Origin of the sequence: Chlamydia sp. 04-14, from assembly GCF_036632095.1 — a bacterium.
Lineage (GTDB): Bacteria > Chlamydiota > Chlamydiia > Chlamydiales > Chlamydiaceae > Chlamydia.
The window spans coordinates 225,742-242,689 of record NZ_JAPYKW010000002.1 but is presented as its reverse complement, the minus strand read 5'-3'; the positions used below and the strand labels follow the sequence as shown (position 1 = coordinate 242,689).

Below are 16,948 nucleotides of genomic sequence, written 5' to 3'. Positions count from 1 at the left end.
ATATTTTAATATTACTTATTATTTTAAGATTGGGACTTAAAAAGTGACTTTAACGCATCCACCGTTGATTTTGCACTGACAGGCCAAACGTTCATTGGAATCCTCAGGTTCACCAAGAAAGTCTTTTTCTTCATTAGTGAAATCAGAAAGATTTTCTTGTCCTTCTAAGACTTCAATAACGCAGGTACCGCAAACGCCTTCGGTACAAGCAAAAGGAACGCCTGAAGATTCACAAGGTTCAGCAATACTAGAACCATTTTCCAGCTCAAACTCTTGTGTTTCGTCGTCGGATGAAATGATCAACTTTGCCATTGGATTTCCTGAAAATCTTTTGTTATAAAGAACTAAACAATTCGGAGTAGAGGGATTCGAACCCCCGACCTATTGCTCCCAAAGCAACCGCGCTAACCAGGCTGCGCTATACTCCGTACAAATGTCTCTAAGAAATAAAGACGTTAGCATAGAAGAAAATAGTCTACAAGATAAACATAAACTAAAATTCGCTATTTTGTGACGTAAGAGTTTTTCTTGAAGATATATATTTTTTGTCATTATTTAAGAAAATAGGAGAGTCTCAGAAGGGAGGAGCTTGGTGACAAGCAAACAAGAGAAACTATGGAGAATGGCTCTCATTCCTTTGGGTATCCTTCTTTCTTTCTTAATGCCTTTACCTCAAGGGATTCTAGATGCCGGTCTGTGTATCAATTTCATCCTGTCTTTGACTGTTGTCTTTTGGGTATTTTCTTTAAAATCTAGTCATGAAGCTAAGATTTTTCCCTCATTATTTCTATATCTTTGCTTATTTCGTCTGGGACTAAATCTTGCTTCAACCCGATTGATTTTATCCTCAGGTTGGGCGTCCCCTATGATTTTTTCATTAGGAAATTTCTTTTCTCTAGGAAGTTTGGGAGCAGGGACTGTTGCCTGCTGTCTATTCTTTCTAGTTAATTTCCTTGTAATTGCTAAGGGATCAGAAAGAGTTGCTGAAGTTCGTGCCCGATTTATTTTAGAAGCGCTTCCTGGGAAGCAGATGTCATTGGATGCCGATCTGTTGTCTGGCAGGGCTTCTAGTATTGATATCGAAAAGCAAAAACAAGATCTTTTTGATCAGAGTGATTTCTTTTCCTCTATGGAAGGTGTATTTCGTTTTGTAAAAGGAGATGCAATTGTTAGTTGTATTTTGCTTATTGTTAATTCTATAGCTGCTTCTTACTTTTCATATTCTTTAGATGGTGTTGCGGATAATTTATGGCTGACAGTGGTGGGAGACGCTCTGGTAAGTCAAGTGCCGGCCTTATTGACATCATGTGCCGCAGCTACATTGATATCTAAGGTGGGGCAAAAAGAATCCTTGCTTGAGCATATGATGGATTATTATGAGCAAGCTAGGACTCATTTTAAAACAATTGCTGTTTTGATTTCTTCATTGTTATTTGTTTCAGGAACTCCCAAGGGACCTATAATTGCCAGTGTTGTAGCATTATTCATTGCGCATAAACAAAAAAATAATATTCAAGGACTTGAACTTGTATCCGAAGAGTTTCAACAAATACACCTGTTGCTTCCAATAGGTTATAGAGGAACAGATCCTATAGAAATATATAGGCAAGCTTGTGAAATTATCTTCAATGAAACAGGTGTTTTATTGCCTAACGAAATACGGGTTATTCATACTGAGAAAAAAGCTTCTTTAAGTTATGGTGGCCAACATTTCTCTATCAAAGAAATCTCTTTGATTCATCTTTTGCCAATATTAAGAAATTTAGCTCCAGACGCTATTCACGGAAACCATATTAAAGTTTTGATAAGAGATACACAAAACGTTTTTGGAATTTCCATCGATGAGATTATTCCGAAAAAAATTTCTGAGAACTCTCTTCTTTTCTTAATAAAGAATCTGGTTAAAGAGCGTATATCCTTAAGATTGTTCCCTAAGATATTGGAAGCAATAGCGTTATACGCATCTCATGACGAAAGTCTAGAAATGCTTTCTGAGAAGATTAGAAAATACTTGGGGAAACATATAGGAAGAGCTCTTTGGGATAAGGAAAATACATTAGAAATTATCACCGTAGATTCACATGTAGAACGAATGATAGGTGACTTATACTCAAAATCTAATCCTCTAATGTGTGATAAACTTGTTCACCAAGTGCAGAATCTCCTCGAACAATCAGGGGATGGAGGATTTCGAGCTATTATTACCGGATGCGAATCGCGTTTTGAATTAAGGAAAATGATCGAACCTCACTTCCCAGATCTTCTTGTTTTATCACACAATGAACTTCCCGAAGAAATCCCTATTTCCCTACTAGGATCTGTTTCAGATGAGGTTTTGACGCTTTAATTGTGAAACTAATCTAATTAAAATGAATAAATTATTTTAATTAGAATATTGTTTAAAATATTTTTTTTATTTATTCTTAAAATAATTACCGAAGAAAAAAATTTGTGAAAACACAAAATACGCAAAACATTTCTGAGATTTGGGAATTATACTGGGAGACTCAAGCGATTGAGTATCGAGATACTCTGATCGATTTTTACCTACATTTAGTCAAATGTGTAGTACATCGTTTGATTTCAGGTATGCCTTCCCATGTAAAAACCGAAGACCTGTATGCTTCCGGAGTTGAAGGATTAGTACGTGCTGTAGAGCGTTTTGATCCAGAGAAAAGTCGTCGCTTTGAGGGGTACGCCCTATTTTTAATAAAAGCTGCGATTATAGACGACTTAAGGAAACAGGATTGGGTTCCGAGAAGCGTTCATCAAAAAGCGAATAAGCTTTCTGATGCGATGGATACTCTAAGGCAATCTCTGGGAAGAGAGCCCACTGACGGAGATCTTTGTGAGTATTTCCAGATTTCTCAACAAGAGCTCTCCGGGTGGTTTGTTTCAGCGCGTCCGGCACTCATTATCTCTTTAAATGAGGAAAGACCTTCGCTATCCGATGGGGAATCCGGCGTGGCTTTAGAAGAGCGTATTCCTGATGAACGGGCAGAAACAGGATACGATATCGTCGATAAAAAAGAATTTTCCTCGTTTTTAGCAAACGCTATAGAGGGCTTAGAGGAAAAGGAACGCAAGGTCATGGCCCTATATTATTACGAGGAGTTAGTTCTTAAGGAGATTGGGAAAATCCTAGGGGTTAGTGAATCTCGTGTTTCCCAAATTCATTCCAAAGCCCTTATCAAACTTCGAGCAGCTTTATCAGCCTTCCTTTAAAAAATTTGTCGAGCTTCTTTGAATAGGAAGCGCAAAGTTTACAACAATTCCAAAACTCAAGCACACCCCTGCAACCGCGCTTAATAACAAGAACCAAAGATTAGTGGTAAGTATTAAAGCAGCGCAGCTTCCCACCGCAGCTATAATTGCTAAAGTAATAAGAACTACAGAAATGATACGGATACAAAGAGCAGACGGAGCAGATCTTGTCGTCTTACTTTGCGCTTGTTGAACAATTGTATTGTTAATTGAATCTGAAGTTGCGGCAGCCACAAGAAACCTTTAAAAATAAAAAAAATCGATATATTTTAATATAAAAATGGATTTTTTTCTATTGTTTTTTCTTTATGAGATTAAACTTATAAGGGAATCTTGCATATAAGAAGACCGATGGTTAAGATGGTACTTCAATTATTAAGATTTTTTTGTAGTTGCCATGCGGGATTTCATAAGACATTTGAAGGATCGAGGAATTTTAGAAGATTTTTCCTCCGGATTAGACAGTGTAACCTCTCCCATCTCCGCATATCTTGGATTTGATCCCACAGCAGCCTCTCTTCATATTGGACATTGGATAGGGATATGCTTTCTACGTAGAATGGCAAATTTCGGTATCACTCCTGTGGCTCTAGTAGGCTCTGCCACGGGGATGATAGGAGACCCCTCTGGGAAAAGTATAGAACGTACCCTATTGGAAAGTAATCAGGTAGCGTATAACAGTCAGAAGCTTTCCGAATGTCTCTCTCACTATTTGCCTGGAGTGCAAATAGTGAATAATATGGACTGGTTTAAAAATACTACAGTGATTGATTTTCTTCGAGACGTTGGAAAGCATTTTAGATTAGGAACAATGCTGGGCAAGGATACAATTAAACAACGTATCCAATCTGAAGAGGGTATTAGTTATACTGAATTTAGTTACATACTCTTGCAATCGTATGATTTCGCCTACTTATTTGAAAAGTGTGGGATATCTTTGCAGTGCGGAGGAAGCGATCAATGGGGAAATATTACCTCTGGAATTGATTATATTCGTCGTAGGGGATTGGGACAGGCCTATGGTTTGACTTACCCATTATTAACAAATAGTCAAGGCAAGAAGATTGGAAAGACTGAGTCGGGAACTATTTGGTTAGATCCTGCTCTAACATCTCCCTATGAGCTATACCAGTACTTTCTAAGATTACCAGATTCAGAGATTCCTAAAATAGCACGTACGCTAACTTTACTGAGCAACGAGGAAATCTTTGATTTGGATCAAAAGTTTCTTTCAGATCCCATAGCTGTGAAAAAGTTTGTTACCGAAACTATAGTAACTTCTATACATGGTAAAGATAGGCTCGAGGAGGCTCAAGCAGTTACTCAAAGTATGCACCCAGGGAAGGTATCTTCGGTTTCTGAGAAAGATTTCCAAGATCTTATTTCTATGGGACAGGGGATGTCTTTAGAGAGAATACAAACTATCGGCAAACGATGGATAGATCTCTTTGTTGAAGTAGGTTTTTGTAACTCTAAAGGAGAAGCTAGAAGATTGATCGAACAAAAAGGTCTCTATGTAAATAGTGACCCTATAATTGATGAGCAAAGTGTATTTGAAGACTCTCAAGTGTGTTACGGTCAATATGTTTTACTGGCACAGGGAAAGAAGAAAAAATTAGTTTTGCGTCTAATTTAAGTGTTGAGGAGGACTAGTGGCAGAGCAAGCAGATATTGGGCTAATTGGTTTAGCTGTTATGGGGAAAAACCTTGTATTAAATATGATAGATCATGGTTTTTCTGTTTCTGTCTACAATCGGAGTCCAGAGAAAACCCGAGAGTTTCTTCAGGAGCATTCTCAAAACACAAACCTTCAGGGGCATGAAAATTTAAAAGCTTTTGTTTGTTCTTTAAAACGTCCTAGAAAAGTGATGCTTATGATTAAAGCAGGAACCCCTGTAGATCAAAGTATTGAATCACTACTACCTTATCTTGAGTCCGGAGATATTATTATCGATGGGGGAAATAGCTACTATAAAGATTCGGAAAGGCGATGTCGGGACCTCAAGGAGAAGGGCATTCTTTTTATAGGCATGGGGATCTCTGGAGGCGAAGAGGGAGCTCGATACGGGCCTTCTATTATGCCTGGAGGGAATAGTGATGCTTGGCCAGCTATAGCGCCTATTTTTCAAGGTATTTCTGCTAAGGTTAATGGTAATCCCTGTTGTTGTTGGGTTGGCCCTGGAGGAGCAGGACATTATGTAAAAACTGTACATAATGGCATTGAATACGGAGATATACAATTAATTTGCGAAGCTTATGGATTGTTAAGAACACGTTTAGGCATATCTGCTGAAGCTGTATCAGCAATTTTTTCTGATTGGAATAGTCGGGAATTAGAAAGTTACCTTATGAGGATTTCTGTAGAGGTGCTTTCTTTAAAAGGCCCTGACGGTTCCCCTGTTATTGATACAATTTTAGATGTTGCGGGACAAAAAGGTACGGGCCGATGGACCGCAATGGATGCTATTGATTCTGGGGTGCCTCTTTCTTTAATTATTGAATCTGTATTAGCACGCTTTCTTTCCTCATGGAAAACTGTTCGAGAACAGGCAGCAAAAGAACTTCCTGGTATTCCTATAGTGTTTGAAAAACCCAAAGATCCTCATCTTTTCATCGAAGATGTATTCCAGGCGTTATATGCTTCAAAAATCATTAGTTATGCGCAAGGATTCATGTTGTTAAAACAAGCATCAGAAGAGCATCAATGGAATCTAAATTTCGGAGAGCTAGCTTTATTGTGGAGAGGGGGATGTATTATCCAAAGCGTATTTTTAGATGCTATTCACAAAGGGTTTGAAAATGAACCCGAAGCACCTTCGCTAATTTTACAAACTTATTTCAAATCTACACTGCAAAACTCTGAATCCGGCTGGCGTAGAACAATCGCTTATGCAATTGGTTCTGGATACCCTGTACCTTGTTTAGCAGCTGCTTTAACCTTCTATGATGGTTATCGAACGAAAGATTCTTCAATAGCTTTAGCTCAAGGATTGCGAGATTATTTTGGAGCTCATTCATATGAACGTAAGGATAGGCCTAGAGGGGAATTCTATCATACAGATTGGATAGGAACGAAAACTACAACGCTTGTAAAATAATTTTTGAAAAAATGTAGGAGTTCTGACATAATAGCCGGCTCTCCTGACAAGTCTCTTGTTTCTTTAGGGGTACTTCGGTACCCCTTCTTTTTTATTCTAAATATTTGATTCTGGATTGCTTGCACAGCAATGACAAAGACAATAGGAATTATTCCTTGAAAATCTTAATTTTTGCGTAAAATGAATTAGTCTATTTTAAGAACTTCAATAAAAGCAGTATTAGGAATAGAGACCTTACCGAACTCTTTCATACGCTTTTTACCTTTTTTCTGTTTTTCCCAGAGTTTGCGTTTTCTAGTGATATCTCCGCCATAACACTTTGCAGTGACATTTTTTGAAAGAGCGCGAATTGTTTCTCGAGCAATTACTTTTTTATTAATAGCAGCTTGAATAGGGATTTTAAAGAGTTGCTGTGGAATTACATCAACAAGCTTTTCACAAATACTTCTTCCGCGAGCTTCTGCTTTGTCCCTATGTACTAGACATGAAAAAGCATCAACAGGCTCATCATTGATTAAAATCTCAAGCTTTATGATTGATCCCTTGCGGTAATCTCCTAACCGGTAATCAAAAGATCCATAACCCTTGGTTACAGATTTCAATTTATCATTAAAATCAGAGACGATTTCATTTAAAGGGAGGTCATAAGAAAGAACTAGTCTATGCTGATCTAACATTTCCGTCTTTAGGCACACACCACGCTTATCTAAACAGAGATTCATAATACTACTTAAGTATTCTTGAGGCGTGATGATATTTACATGTACCCAGGGTTCTTCTAAATGCTCAATAATTGAAGGATCAGGATAGGCTGTAGGGTTGTCTATTAATAGTGTTTTCCCATTCTTCAAGACAACCTTGTAAATTACGCTGGGGGCTGTAGCAATAATATCGAGATCAAATTCTCTAATAATTCTTTCGAAAATAATCTCTAAGTGTAACAAGCCTAAAAATCCACAACGAAAACCGAAACCTAAAGAATGGCTGCTTTCTTGCTCTATAGTTAAAGCAGAGTCATTAAGCTGTAAACGACCTAAAGCGTCCTTTAGAGTATCAAAATCTGACGAATCGATAGGATAAATCCCAGCAAAAACCACAGGGTTAATTTCCTTAAACCCGTCCAAAGGCACTTTCGCTGGATGTTTTACTGTAGTGACAGTATCACCGATTTTTACATCTTTTACCTTTTTCAGATTGGCAATGAAATAGCCTACCTGACCTGCTCTTAATGATCCCTCAATTAAAGTGGCTTCAGGAAGGAAAGCTCCAATGCCTAGAACTTCAAAAGCAGAACCTTTTGTTGCCATAAAGGTAATACGATCACCCTTTTTAATTTCTCCACTGATAACACGAACATATACCATGATCCCTACATAAGGATCGTAATGAGAATCAAAAATTAAAGCTTTTAGTTCGGTTTCTTCAGGAAGTTTTGGAGGAGGAATTAATTCAATTATTGCCTCAAGAATTTCTGGAATTCCTTCCCCAGTTTTTGCTGAACAGGCAATTGTATGGGTAGTATCTAATCCTATATAATCTTCAATTTGTTTCCGAATTCTCTCAGGATTAGCAGCAGGTAAATCAATCTTATTTAAAATAGGAATGATCTCTAAATCACGCTCTAATGCTAGATAAACATTGGCTAGACTTTGAGCTTGCACACCTTGAGCAGCGTCAACAATGAGTAGAGCTCCTTCACAAGCAGCTAAAGAACGTGATACTTCATAGGAAAAATCTACGTGGCCAGGAGTATCTATCAGATTGAGTTGGTAAACTTCGCCATTGTATTCATAATACATAGTCACAGGATGAGCTTTAATAGTGATTCCACGTTCTCTTTCAAGATCCATAGAATCAAGGAGTTGCTCGCGCATCTCCCTTTGCTCAACAGTACTCGTGCATTCGAGTAGGCGATCAGCAATAGTAGATTTTCCGTGATCAATATGCGCAATAATAGAAAAATTTCGAATATTTTCTAATTTATACTCTTTCAAAATACAGCAGGAGTTTTGTCGGTTTCAGAGAGAGTCATGTTAGACTGAGTATAGTTAGTTGTCAATACTACTGGAATACAAGAAGGTGAGTTTAATTTATTTACGAATATCAAAATAGAATAATACTTGTATTTACAACTTACATATTTTATTGTTTTTACCCAATTGTGTTGTAAATATAAAAATCTAGAAATTCAATAATTATAACTTAATATTTTGATTTTTATTTTATTTAGTATAACTCATGAAAGCTTCGAATCTTTTTGCTCTCCAAACACTTCCAAAGCAAGAAGTGGTTTGTCGATACATACAATCGAAGAGACCGACAATATTTCAAATAATTGTACTCGTTATTTCGAGTATTTTATGCATTGTTTCGGGTCTGATTTTTTTATCAACTTTACCCTCATCTATGAATCTTATTGTTTCCTTACTGCTTGGCGGCTTAGGTTGGTGTATTCTATCTTTTGTTACTGCGCAGCTTATAATTAAATATTCGCAACCAAAAAACATCCAAATTCCTTTAGGGTTCCGTCAGGTGATTAAATCAAAATTTCCTAAGGTATTTTTTGATCTAGTAAACACTCAGGACTTGGATATTATAAAATTCAGGGAGTTAGTAACTTCCATTGCTGATTTTAAAGAGTATCAAGACTCATCAGTTAAGAATAATTTGGATAAACTTTCTTTACAGCTAAGAAGTGCTATCGAAACTTTTGGTGTTGATAATTTAGATAGAGAAATCGACAGTCAAAATATTCTTAACTTGGATGACTTATTTGTGGAGAATTGTCCTCTATATTGGATGAAACGTTTTGTAGAGTTAGGTAATGCTGAAATTTTAAATGAAAATGAAATAAGACGGAGCTGGAGCTGCGCTGGAGCCTACTGGTTCTCTGAATTAGGTTTGATTCATCAGTCTTCTGATAATGATTTAAAACCACAAACAATTTTTAACCTGCATTTGTACGGCCTAGTCCAGGAAATAGATGAATCAGAATATTCTTGTTTAATGAGCCATGTTAAAAATAATACCTGGGATCATCAAGATGTTGCAACGATAGTTGATAGATTATTGATTATTTGCCAGGGAGATTATAGCAGGTACATCAGTGAGAAAGATAAGGATAAGACATCTATAGAGGTTCGTGTAGAATTTACAGAAGATAAGCTAAGAAACCTTCTTTTATGTATGTGTCTACACGGATTATCTTGGAGACAACTAGAACTCATTCGATCAACACCAATTTCTTCTTGGCAATTTTTATCATGGATAGACAGATCTACCCCTCAACGAGGTATGCGAATACTTGCGGGGTGTTTTCTGAAAGATTTCATTAACGAATCTAATTGTAATTATGAGCCCGGAATTGCTCTAGCAACTTATTCTGAATATAGAAATGTTACTCAATATAGAAAGTATAGAAATCAAAAAGCTACTCATGCTCTTAGCAATATCTGTTGTTATTTTAATCATCGAATGAAGTTCCATAAGAAAAAAGTGGAAGCAGATTTCCGATTAAAGAACATTACAAGTTTTCACAGATATGTTGTCGATTTAAAAACAGGAAGAAGAACAAAAATCTCTGAAAATATTTAGAGACAAAAAAAATCCTCACTTGTGAATACAGGTGAGGATTTCTTTTACTAAGATTCCTACTTCAATTACGAAGAAGCGTTCTCAACAGCAGGTGTTCCCTGAATTGTTGATGAAGAACTAGCAGCTTCGGAAGCAACAGCTGCTTCTTCTCCTGCAAGTTCTTGTTCTTTGATCGCAGATTGAATTAAGAACAGTTTATTAAGTTTTGTCGCTGAGACTAACCATACGGCAATAATCACAAAAAGGGCTACTGCTAGGTAAGGAGTCATGGCTCCAATACTTCCACAAATTACTAGAAGACTTTGTTGAATTAAGGAACCTCCGGATTTTCCGAAGCGAGCAGCAACTACGTCAATAGCAGCCTTTCCTTTAACTTTTTGTTCTTGATCCAATGGAATGTAGGCCATTTCTTTGGTTGCATCAAAGAGAGCATACTTCGTCGATTTAGATAGGATGTTTTGGATAGCTCCCACCATAACAGCAAGCATTAGTGGTGTAGTTCCTAACATAGCTACGATTCCAGAAGCTTGATCTCTGAAGATAACTAGAACAAAGAAAAGCACGCCTGTTAACAATACCATAACTGGTGTTACAAGAGCTCCTGTTAACCAACCAAATTTACGGATAACGTTACCGCCGATAAATAGCATTACGATAACAGAAACGACTCCAGTCCAGAATGAGAAATTACCCATAAATTGGCTATATTCGTTAGCATTTGGGTATTGCATCTTCAATTGGCTCTTCCAGGTAACTTCTACGAGATTAATGCAAACCCCATAACAAATAACAAGGAGGGCTAATAATAACATGTAAGGGGATCTTGCTAAATAGGCGAAGCTTTCCTTCATGCTCATCTTTGGTTTAGATTTCTTAGCTTTGTTTAATTCTTTAGGATCATAGAACCTAGGATCAGTAAGAACACATTTATTCATCCACCAGTAGCATAAGATAATAACACCACCGGAAAGAATAACCATACTCATTAAGAGGTATAGAGAAAGTCCCCAAGGATCCGTGTTCCCTGCAGCACTAGCACGTAGCTTAGAAGCCCAGATAATAGAGCGTCCAGAAGCCAATAAAGCGATATTAGCGCCTACTCCGAATAAAGCGTAAAAACGCTTAGCTTCGCTGATTTTGGTAATTTCATTAGCAAAACCCCAGAACATCAAAGAAAGCATAACACTTCCCCATAGCTCGGAAAGTACGTAAAATGCGGCGAAGGTCCAGTTTCTTAACATTGCCACGCAGCCCATCAATCCTTGAGGGAGGATAGTTTGTAATTTATCAGCGAAATCCGTTGGATGTAAAATGTGGCGGAACGGATAAATTAATGTTGGGAATAGAGCGAAGAATAAGAGGAAGGGGGTGATAACTGTATAGAAGAGGGCCGGTTTACTTAAAATGTTGCTTAGCTTGGCATAGATAAGCATAAAGACAACAGCGCAGGGAACGACAAGCCACAGTTTGATGAAGGGTATAGCCTCTGCACCAGAGCCGGGAGCCGTTACGATAAGAGTGTCTTTTGTATCACGTAACACGGTGTAGTTGAACGCAATACAGAAGAACATTAGGAACATTGGCAGCACCTTTTTCAGCTCATGCATGTGTATTGGCCAAAGAAAGGAACGCAATTTTCCAAAAGGTTTTTCCGCTGTTTGTGTCATATTTACCCTCTGAAATAGCTTAGTTTTATAATTTATAAGTTATTAATAGTTTTGTCTTTAAAACAATTAATTTTTAGTTTTTTAGCCTTCTAGCATACCAATTTTTTTCTCTATTGACAAGAAAAAAGGAGAGGAGAAACCGGAGGTACTCCTAGAACACTCGAGAGACTAGAGAAAATCGGCTAAAATATTTACTTTATTTAGCCGATTGTAAAGTCTTTTAAACAAAAGACTGAGGAGAATCTAAACTTGAAGAATTAGTTCTTACTGCCTCTACATATGCATTCCATAGCTCAACGCTAACCACTCCATTGCGGATGGAACGAATAAGCTCTCTTTTTAAAGAAGGTAGGGGCTTTTTTGGGCTAAACCGTGCTAGGAGATCTTTGTCTCCCACTTGTCTGGCTAATTCTAAAACACGCTCTATATCGGTTTTCGTAAAGTTGATAAAGTCTCTGCGTTTTTTAGATCCTCTAGGGGCTCGAGGTTTTGGATTAATGGCTCGTGGCGAATCGGATTCTAAAATAAATGTTTTTAACATTTTTAGAAACTGTTCGGGGGCCGCGCTTTTCATTTTTTTTAATGTAAAATGGTGCATATAGCCACCACTCGGTCCGGGAAGATAGCGACATAAATCGTTTTCCTTATCTCCGCAGACCTTTCTAATAGCTTTTAAGATCAGTTTTTCTATTTCTTCATTTATATTCGACTGTTCTACGGCCATGAAACCCACCTTTATAACTTGCTAAATCTTCGTAAAAAATTAATCGATGCTTACTTTACAAATTTTATAAGAAAGAATTTGGCATACTTTCAATTTAACGTTTAGAAAAATAAAATTAAAGTTCTGTTTATTTAGAGACGTAATTTATGTTGGATTTTGCTTTTTTTCGCAATGTTATTTTCCGGGAAAAGATCGTTTTGTTTCATAAATAACTTTAAAAGAAACAATCATAAGGACAAAAAGTCTTTAGCTGTAACATTTATTTCTTTATAATTAAAAGCCTTTTCATTGTCATGAAACTTGTTTTTTTGTTTCTTTTATAAAATGCGAAAAGATATGAAATTCATCTTTCTGATTTCTTTTTCATTATTTCCGTCTTTATTACATCCTACATCAGATTTTCTAAATAAATAGCGGGATTTTTTTGTGTCTTTTATATACCTTATGATTTTCATTGTTCCGATTTTATTAATTTCTTGAGAATAATCTTCCTAAATGGAGGCATATGTTGTTGGCACGTCTGTTCAAAAGAGTAAAACTTTCAATCTGCTTAGTTTTAATTTTTATTGTTTCCGGATGCTCTTCTTATAAGGTGCACAATAGTGATAATAAACTTTATGTATTATCTATGAATCGGATGATACATGATTGTGTGTCTAGAATTGTAGGAGATAAACTTTGTTCAATAGTCCTTATCGATGGCGCTATAGATCCTCATGCGTACGAGATGGTTAAAGGTGATGAGGATAAAATGGCAATGAGTAGGCTTATTTTTTGTAATGGTCTCGGTTTAGAACATACAGCAAGCCTGCGCAAGCATTTAGAAGGCAATCCCAAGGCTATAAATATTGGAGAACGATTAATAGCTCGTGAAGTGTTTTCTCCTTTGGAAGAAGATGGATTCTATGACCCGCATATTTGGACAGATATTAGTATTTGGACAGAGGGAACTAAAGAGATAACGGCTGCTTTAATTTCTGAATTTCCAGAATATGAAAAAGAATTCTCTGCTAATTCCGAGGCACTAATAGAAGAAATGCAAATGTTGGATAGTTGGGCGAAAAGATGTTTGTCTACAATACCCGAAGAATCTAGATATTTGGTTTCAGGTCACAATGCTTTTAGTTATTTCACGAGACGTTATCTAGCAACTCCAGAAGAGGTGAAAGCAAATGTTTGGAACAAGAGATGCATTTCTCCTGAAGGAATATCTCCTGAAGCTCAGATTAGTATTCGCGATATCATGCTCGTTGTAGATTATATCCATGAACATAATGTTACTGTTATGTTTCCCGAAGATACTTTAAATCAAGATGCTCTTAAAAAAATTGTTTCATGCTTAAAAAAAGGACATAGTGTCCGATTGGCAAATCGTCCTTTATATAGTGATAATGTTAAGCATGACTACTTTAATACATTTAAGCACAACGTTTGTACAATTACCGAAGAGCTAGGAGGAACTATTTCTTGAATAGACAAAATGAAATTGCTTGGTCAGTACATGATCTATGTGTGAACTATGATCATTCGGATGTGTTATGCCATGTTTCCTTTTCTTTAAGGAGAGGATCCTTGACAGCAGTTTTAGGCCCCAATGGTGCGGGAAAGAGTACTCTTTTAAAGACTTCACTTGGACTAATACGACCTTCTGCGGGCCATACTTTGTTTTTTGGAAATAAATTTAAAAAAGTACATCAACGTGTTGCCTATATGCCGCAGAGAGCTAGTGTGGATTGGGATTTCCCGATGACGGTTCTAGATCTTGTTCTCATGGGTTGCTATGGATACAAAGGAATGTGGGGAAGAATAACGGCTGATGATCGTAAGGAAGCCTACAATATTTTAGAGCGCGTAGGTTTATCTGCTTTGGCTAATAGACAAATAGGAAAGCTATCGGGTGGACAGCAACAAAGAGCATTTCTTGCTCGAGCCCTTATGCAAAAAGCAGATCTATATCTTATGGATGAATTGTTTTCTGCTATAGATATGGCTTCGTATCAGACTGTCGTAGACGTGTTGCGTGATTTGCAAGAACAGGGAAGAACTATCGTTGTAGTGCATCATGACCTTAGTCATGTACGCCAATTATTTGATCACATCATCTTATTGAATAAGCATCTCATTTGTTCTGGACCCGTTGATGAATGTTTAACTAATAAAAACATTTTTCAAGCTTATGGTTGTGAGCTAGAGCTTTTAGAGCGCACCCTTAAACTATCCAGAGGAAAGCAACAAGGAGCGTATTAAATGCTCAATTGCGTTTTTATTGATTCTATTTTTTTGTCGAGCTTCCTGGCTGTTACTTTAATTTGCATGACAACTGCTCTATGGGGGACTCTGTTGCTTGTAGGTAGACAACCTCTTCTAAGCGAAAGTCTTTCTCATGCTTCTTATCCGGGACTACTTCTGGGAGCTTTATTAAGTTATAAAGTCTCTTTTTTCACAGACTCTATAATCCTAGTGATTATTTTTGGTTGTTTGGCTGCTATCTCTGGGTATGGAATTATAGTATTTTTAGAAAGAATATTAAGAGTTCATAAAGACGCTTCTTTATGTTTTGTTCTCGTTGTTTTTTTTGGCGTGGGGGTTATTTTAGCTAGCTATGTGAAAGATTGCTGTCCTTTATTATATAATCGTATCAACGCTTATTTATATGGGCAGGCAGCTACTTTAGGTTATGTAGAAGCTAAGCTTGCAGCCTTTGTTTTTCTTGTCTCTTTAATAACTTTATGGTGGTGGTATCGTCAAATTGTCGTAACTATCTTTGATAAAGATTATGCTTCAACTTGTGGATTAAGTACCCGTATTTCAGGAAGTATTGTCCTTATATTTATTTCCTTAGTGATTGTGAGTGGTGTGCGTTCTGTGGGTATCGTATTGATATCTTCGATGTTCGTTGCGCCTTCCTTGGCTGCCCGTCAATTATCTGATAGGTTAAATGTTATTTTCCTTCTTTCCTGTTTGTTTGGAGGAATTTGTGGCGCCCTCGGTAGTTATGTTTCAGTAGCTTTTAGTTGTAATGTTTCTGGACATGCGGGTGTAATTACTTTGCCCACAGGACCGCTTGTTGTTGTTATATCTGGTTGCCTAACCTTCCTTTGTTTGATGTTTTCTCCAAAATCAGGATGGGTAATACGCTACATACGTAGGAAGCGTTTTTCATTTTCGAAGAATCAAGAGCATTTGCTGAAAGTATTTTGGTATTTATTAGAAGATCAATTGCCTGAGGTGGGTGCACGTGATTTTGTTTGCTCACATAAATATCAGGAATATTTTGGCCCAAAGCCTTTCCCAAGATTTAGAATTTGGCTTCTTGAATGTCAGGGATTTTTAAAACACAGGAATTATCGCTGGAGTCTTAGCGAGAAAGGAAAGATCAGGGCAAAAAAGTTAGTTCGAGCTCACAGATTATGGGAATGCTATCTTGTACATTCTTTAGAATTCAAGGAAGAAGATGTTCATGGTTTCGCAGAAGAAATGGAGCATGTTTTAACAGATGAGTTAGATTATGCGATTACAGAAATGTTAGATAATCCTCATTACGATCCACATGATAAATTAATTCCAGAGAAACCAAAAAAGAAGGAGGAGCTATGATAGGAGCCTTTTCCCCATATCATGGGGTATCCTTTGTTCAATTTTTCATTGTATTTTTCTCAAGATTTTTTTCTGGAGAGCTATTTCAAGGACACTTGTTTATCGATGATATTCAGGTTATCGTATTCTTGGCTATTGCTCTTTGTGGAGCATTTGTCGGAAGTTTTTTGGTTTTGAAGAAGATGGCAATGTATGCCAATGCTGTTTCTCATACAGTATTATTTGGTTTAGTGAGTATTTGTTTATTCACTCATCAATTAACATCATTATCTTTGGGAACTCTTACTTTAGCGTCTGTTTCAACCGCCTTACTTACAGGTTTTCTTATTCATTTTATAAGAAATATTTTTCGGGTTCCTGAAGAAGCAAGTACCGCTCTAGTATTCTCTTTGTTATTTTCGATGAGTTTACTTCTTTTAGTATTTCTAACGCGTAATGCACATATAGGAACTGAACTTATTTTAGGTAATGCAGATTCATTAACCCGTAGCGATATTTTCCCTGTCTATACGATTCTTTTGGTTAATCTATTTGTTTCTGTGATTGGATTTCGTAGTTTTGTTTGTGTTTCTTTTGATTCAGTATTCTCTTCTTCTTTAGGGATCCCTGTAAAAATCATTGATTACTTAATTATTCTACAATTGTCAGCGAGCCTAGTAGGAGCATTTAGAGCAGTTGGAGTTTTGATGGCTTTAGCTTTCTTATTAATCCCTGGACTTATTGCGAAAGTTTTTGTTGTTTCTGTACGAGGCATGCTTTTTTGGTCTTTAATTTTCGGTGCTCTTACAGCTTTAGCTGCTCCTGCATGTTCTAGAGCAATTTTAACATCATATGATGTGGGATTATCAACTTCAGGTATTTCAGTTTTTATATTAATGGCTTTTTATGTTGTTGTTTCTTTATTTCATTATGGAAAGAAGTTAGCCTATAAAAAACTTTATTCAAAAAATAGCCTGAATACAGAATTGACAACTCTCTAATCTAGGAGTTATGATTTTTTTTTC

General features: G+C 36.8%; 14 protein-coding genes and 1 tRNA gene. 9 read left to right on the top strand and 6 right to left on the bottom strand.

Going from position 1 to position 16,948, the window contains the following annotated elements:
• Positions 1 to 36: 36 nt before the first annotated feature.
• Together O6937_RS03645 and O6937_RS03640 are read right to left on the bottom strand one after the other, a co-directional pair.
• On the bottom strand, positions 37 to 312 hold the full coding sequence (locus tag O6937_RS03645; protein ID WP_332390305.1) for a 2Fe-2S iron-sulfur cluster-binding protein: 276 nt from the start codon (positions 310 to 312) through the stop codon (positions 37 to 39).
• 41 nt (positions 313 to 353) lie between these two features.
• A tRNA-Pro gene (locus O6937_RS03640) sits at positions 354 to 428 on the bottom strand.
• Positions 429 to 622: 194 nt separating this feature from the next.
• On the opposite strand from O6937_RS03640, the gene O6937_RS03635 reads away from it, so the two are divergent.
• Together O6937_RS03635 and O6937_RS03630 are read left to right on the top strand one after the other, a co-directional pair.
• Positions 623 to 2,347 carry an EscV/YscV/HrcV family type III secretion system export apparatus protein gene (locus O6937_RS03635; protein WP_332390436.1) on the top strand — a complete coding sequence of 575 codons (1,725 nt, stop codon included), beginning with the start codon at positions 623 to 625 and terminating at the stop codon, positions 2,345 to 2,347.
• Between the two features lie 104 nt (positions 2,348 to 2,451).
• Positions 2,452 to 3,225, top strand: coding sequence for a FliA/WhiG family RNA polymerase sigma factor (locus O6937_RS03630; protein WP_332390304.1), 774 nt, complete (start codon positions 2,452 to 2,454; stop codon positions 3,223 to 3,225).
• On the opposite strand, the gene O6937_RS03625 is transcribed toward O6937_RS03630, so the two are convergent.
• Positions 3,211 to 3,498 carry a hypothetical protein gene (locus tag O6937_RS03625; RefSeq protein WP_332390303.1) on the bottom strand — a complete coding sequence of 96 codons (288 nt, stop codon included), beginning with the start codon at positions 3,496 to 3,498 and terminating at the stop codon, positions 3,211 to 3,213. The two genes, O6937_RS03630 and O6937_RS03625, sit on opposite strands and share 15 nt — an antisense overlap.
• A gap of 163 nt (positions 3,499 to 3,661) precedes the next feature.
• Here O6937_RS03625 and tyrS point away from each other — a divergent pair, with 163 nt between their 5' ends.
• Positions 3,662 to 4,900: a tyrosine--tRNA ligase gene (tyrS, locus tag O6937_RS03620; protein WP_332390302.1), complete on the top strand. Its 1,239-nt coding sequence runs from the start codon at positions 3,662 to 3,664 to the stop codon at positions 4,898 to 4,900.
• 16 nt (positions 4,901 to 4,916) lie between these two features.
• Complete coding sequence (gene gnd / locus O6937_RS03615) at positions 4,917 to 6,362, top strand: decarboxylating NADP(+)-dependent phosphogluconate dehydrogenase (protein WP_332390301.1); 1,446 nt, start codon at positions 4,917 to 4,919, stop codon at positions 6,360 to 6,362.
• A 185-nt stretch (positions 6,363 to 6,547) separates the two neighbouring features.
• Here gnd and lepA read toward each other — a convergent pair whose 3' ends face one another.
• Positions 6,548 to 8,356: a translation elongation factor 4 gene (lepA, locus tag O6937_RS03610; RefSeq protein WP_332390300.1), complete on the bottom strand. Its 1,809-nt coding sequence runs from the start codon at positions 8,354 to 8,356 to the stop codon at positions 6,548 to 6,550.
• A 244-nt stretch (positions 8,357 to 8,600) separates the two neighbouring features.
• Here lepA and O6937_RS03605 point away from each other — a divergent pair, with 244 nt between their 5' ends.
• Positions 8,601 to 9,956 (top strand): DUF1389 domain-containing protein, encoded by a 1,356-nt coding sequence (locus tag O6937_RS03605; protein ID WP_332390299.1) that lies wholly within the window; start codon positions 8,601 to 8,603, stop codon positions 9,954 to 9,956.
• Between the two features lie 65 nt (positions 9,957 to 10,021).
• Here O6937_RS03605 and npt1 read toward each other — a convergent pair whose 3' ends face one another.
• Together npt1 and ddbA are read right to left on the bottom strand one after the other, a co-directional pair.
• Positions 10,022 to 11,623, bottom strand: coding sequence for an NTP/NDP exchange transporter Npt1 (gene npt1, locus O6937_RS03600; protein ID WP_332390298.1), 1,602 nt, complete (start codon positions 11,621 to 11,623; stop codon positions 10,022 to 10,024).
• A gap of 220 nt (positions 11,624 to 11,843) precedes the next feature.
• Positions 11,844 to 12,347 carry a DNA binding protein DdbA gene (ddbA, locus tag O6937_RS03595; protein WP_332390297.1) on the bottom strand — a complete coding sequence of 168 codons (504 nt, stop codon included), beginning with the start codon at positions 12,345 to 12,347 and terminating at the stop codon, positions 11,844 to 11,846.
• Between the two features lie 505 nt (positions 12,348 to 12,852).
• On the opposite strand from ddbA, the gene O6937_RS03590 reads away from it, so the two are divergent.
• The 4 genes from O6937_RS03590 to O6937_RS03575 are packed head-to-tail and all read left to right on the top strand — an operon-like array spanning position 12,853 to position 16,924.
• Positions 12,853 to 13,818 (top strand): metal ABC transporter solute-binding protein, Zn/Mn family, encoded by a 966-nt coding sequence (locus O6937_RS03590; protein WP_332390296.1) that lies wholly within the window; start codon positions 12,853 to 12,855, stop codon positions 13,816 to 13,818.
• Positions 13,815 to 14,594: a metal ABC transporter ATP-binding protein gene (locus O6937_RS03585; protein WP_332390295.1), complete on the top strand. Its 780-nt coding sequence runs from the start codon at positions 13,815 to 13,817 to the stop codon at positions 14,592 to 14,594. Before O6937_RS03590 ends, O6937_RS03585 begins: the two co-directional genes overlap by 4 nt.
• Entirely contained in the window at positions 14,595 to 15,944 is a 1,350-nt protein-coding gene (locus tag O6937_RS03580) for a metal ABC transporter permease (protein ID WP_332390294.1), read from the top strand.
• Entirely contained in the window at positions 15,941 to 16,924 is a 984-nt protein-coding gene (locus O6937_RS03575; RefSeq protein WP_332390293.1) for a metal ABC transporter permease, read from the top strand. The genes O6937_RS03580 and O6937_RS03575 overlap by 4 nt, the downstream gene beginning before the upstream one ends.
• The last annotated feature ends 24 nt before the right edge of the window (positions 16,925 to 16,948 follow it).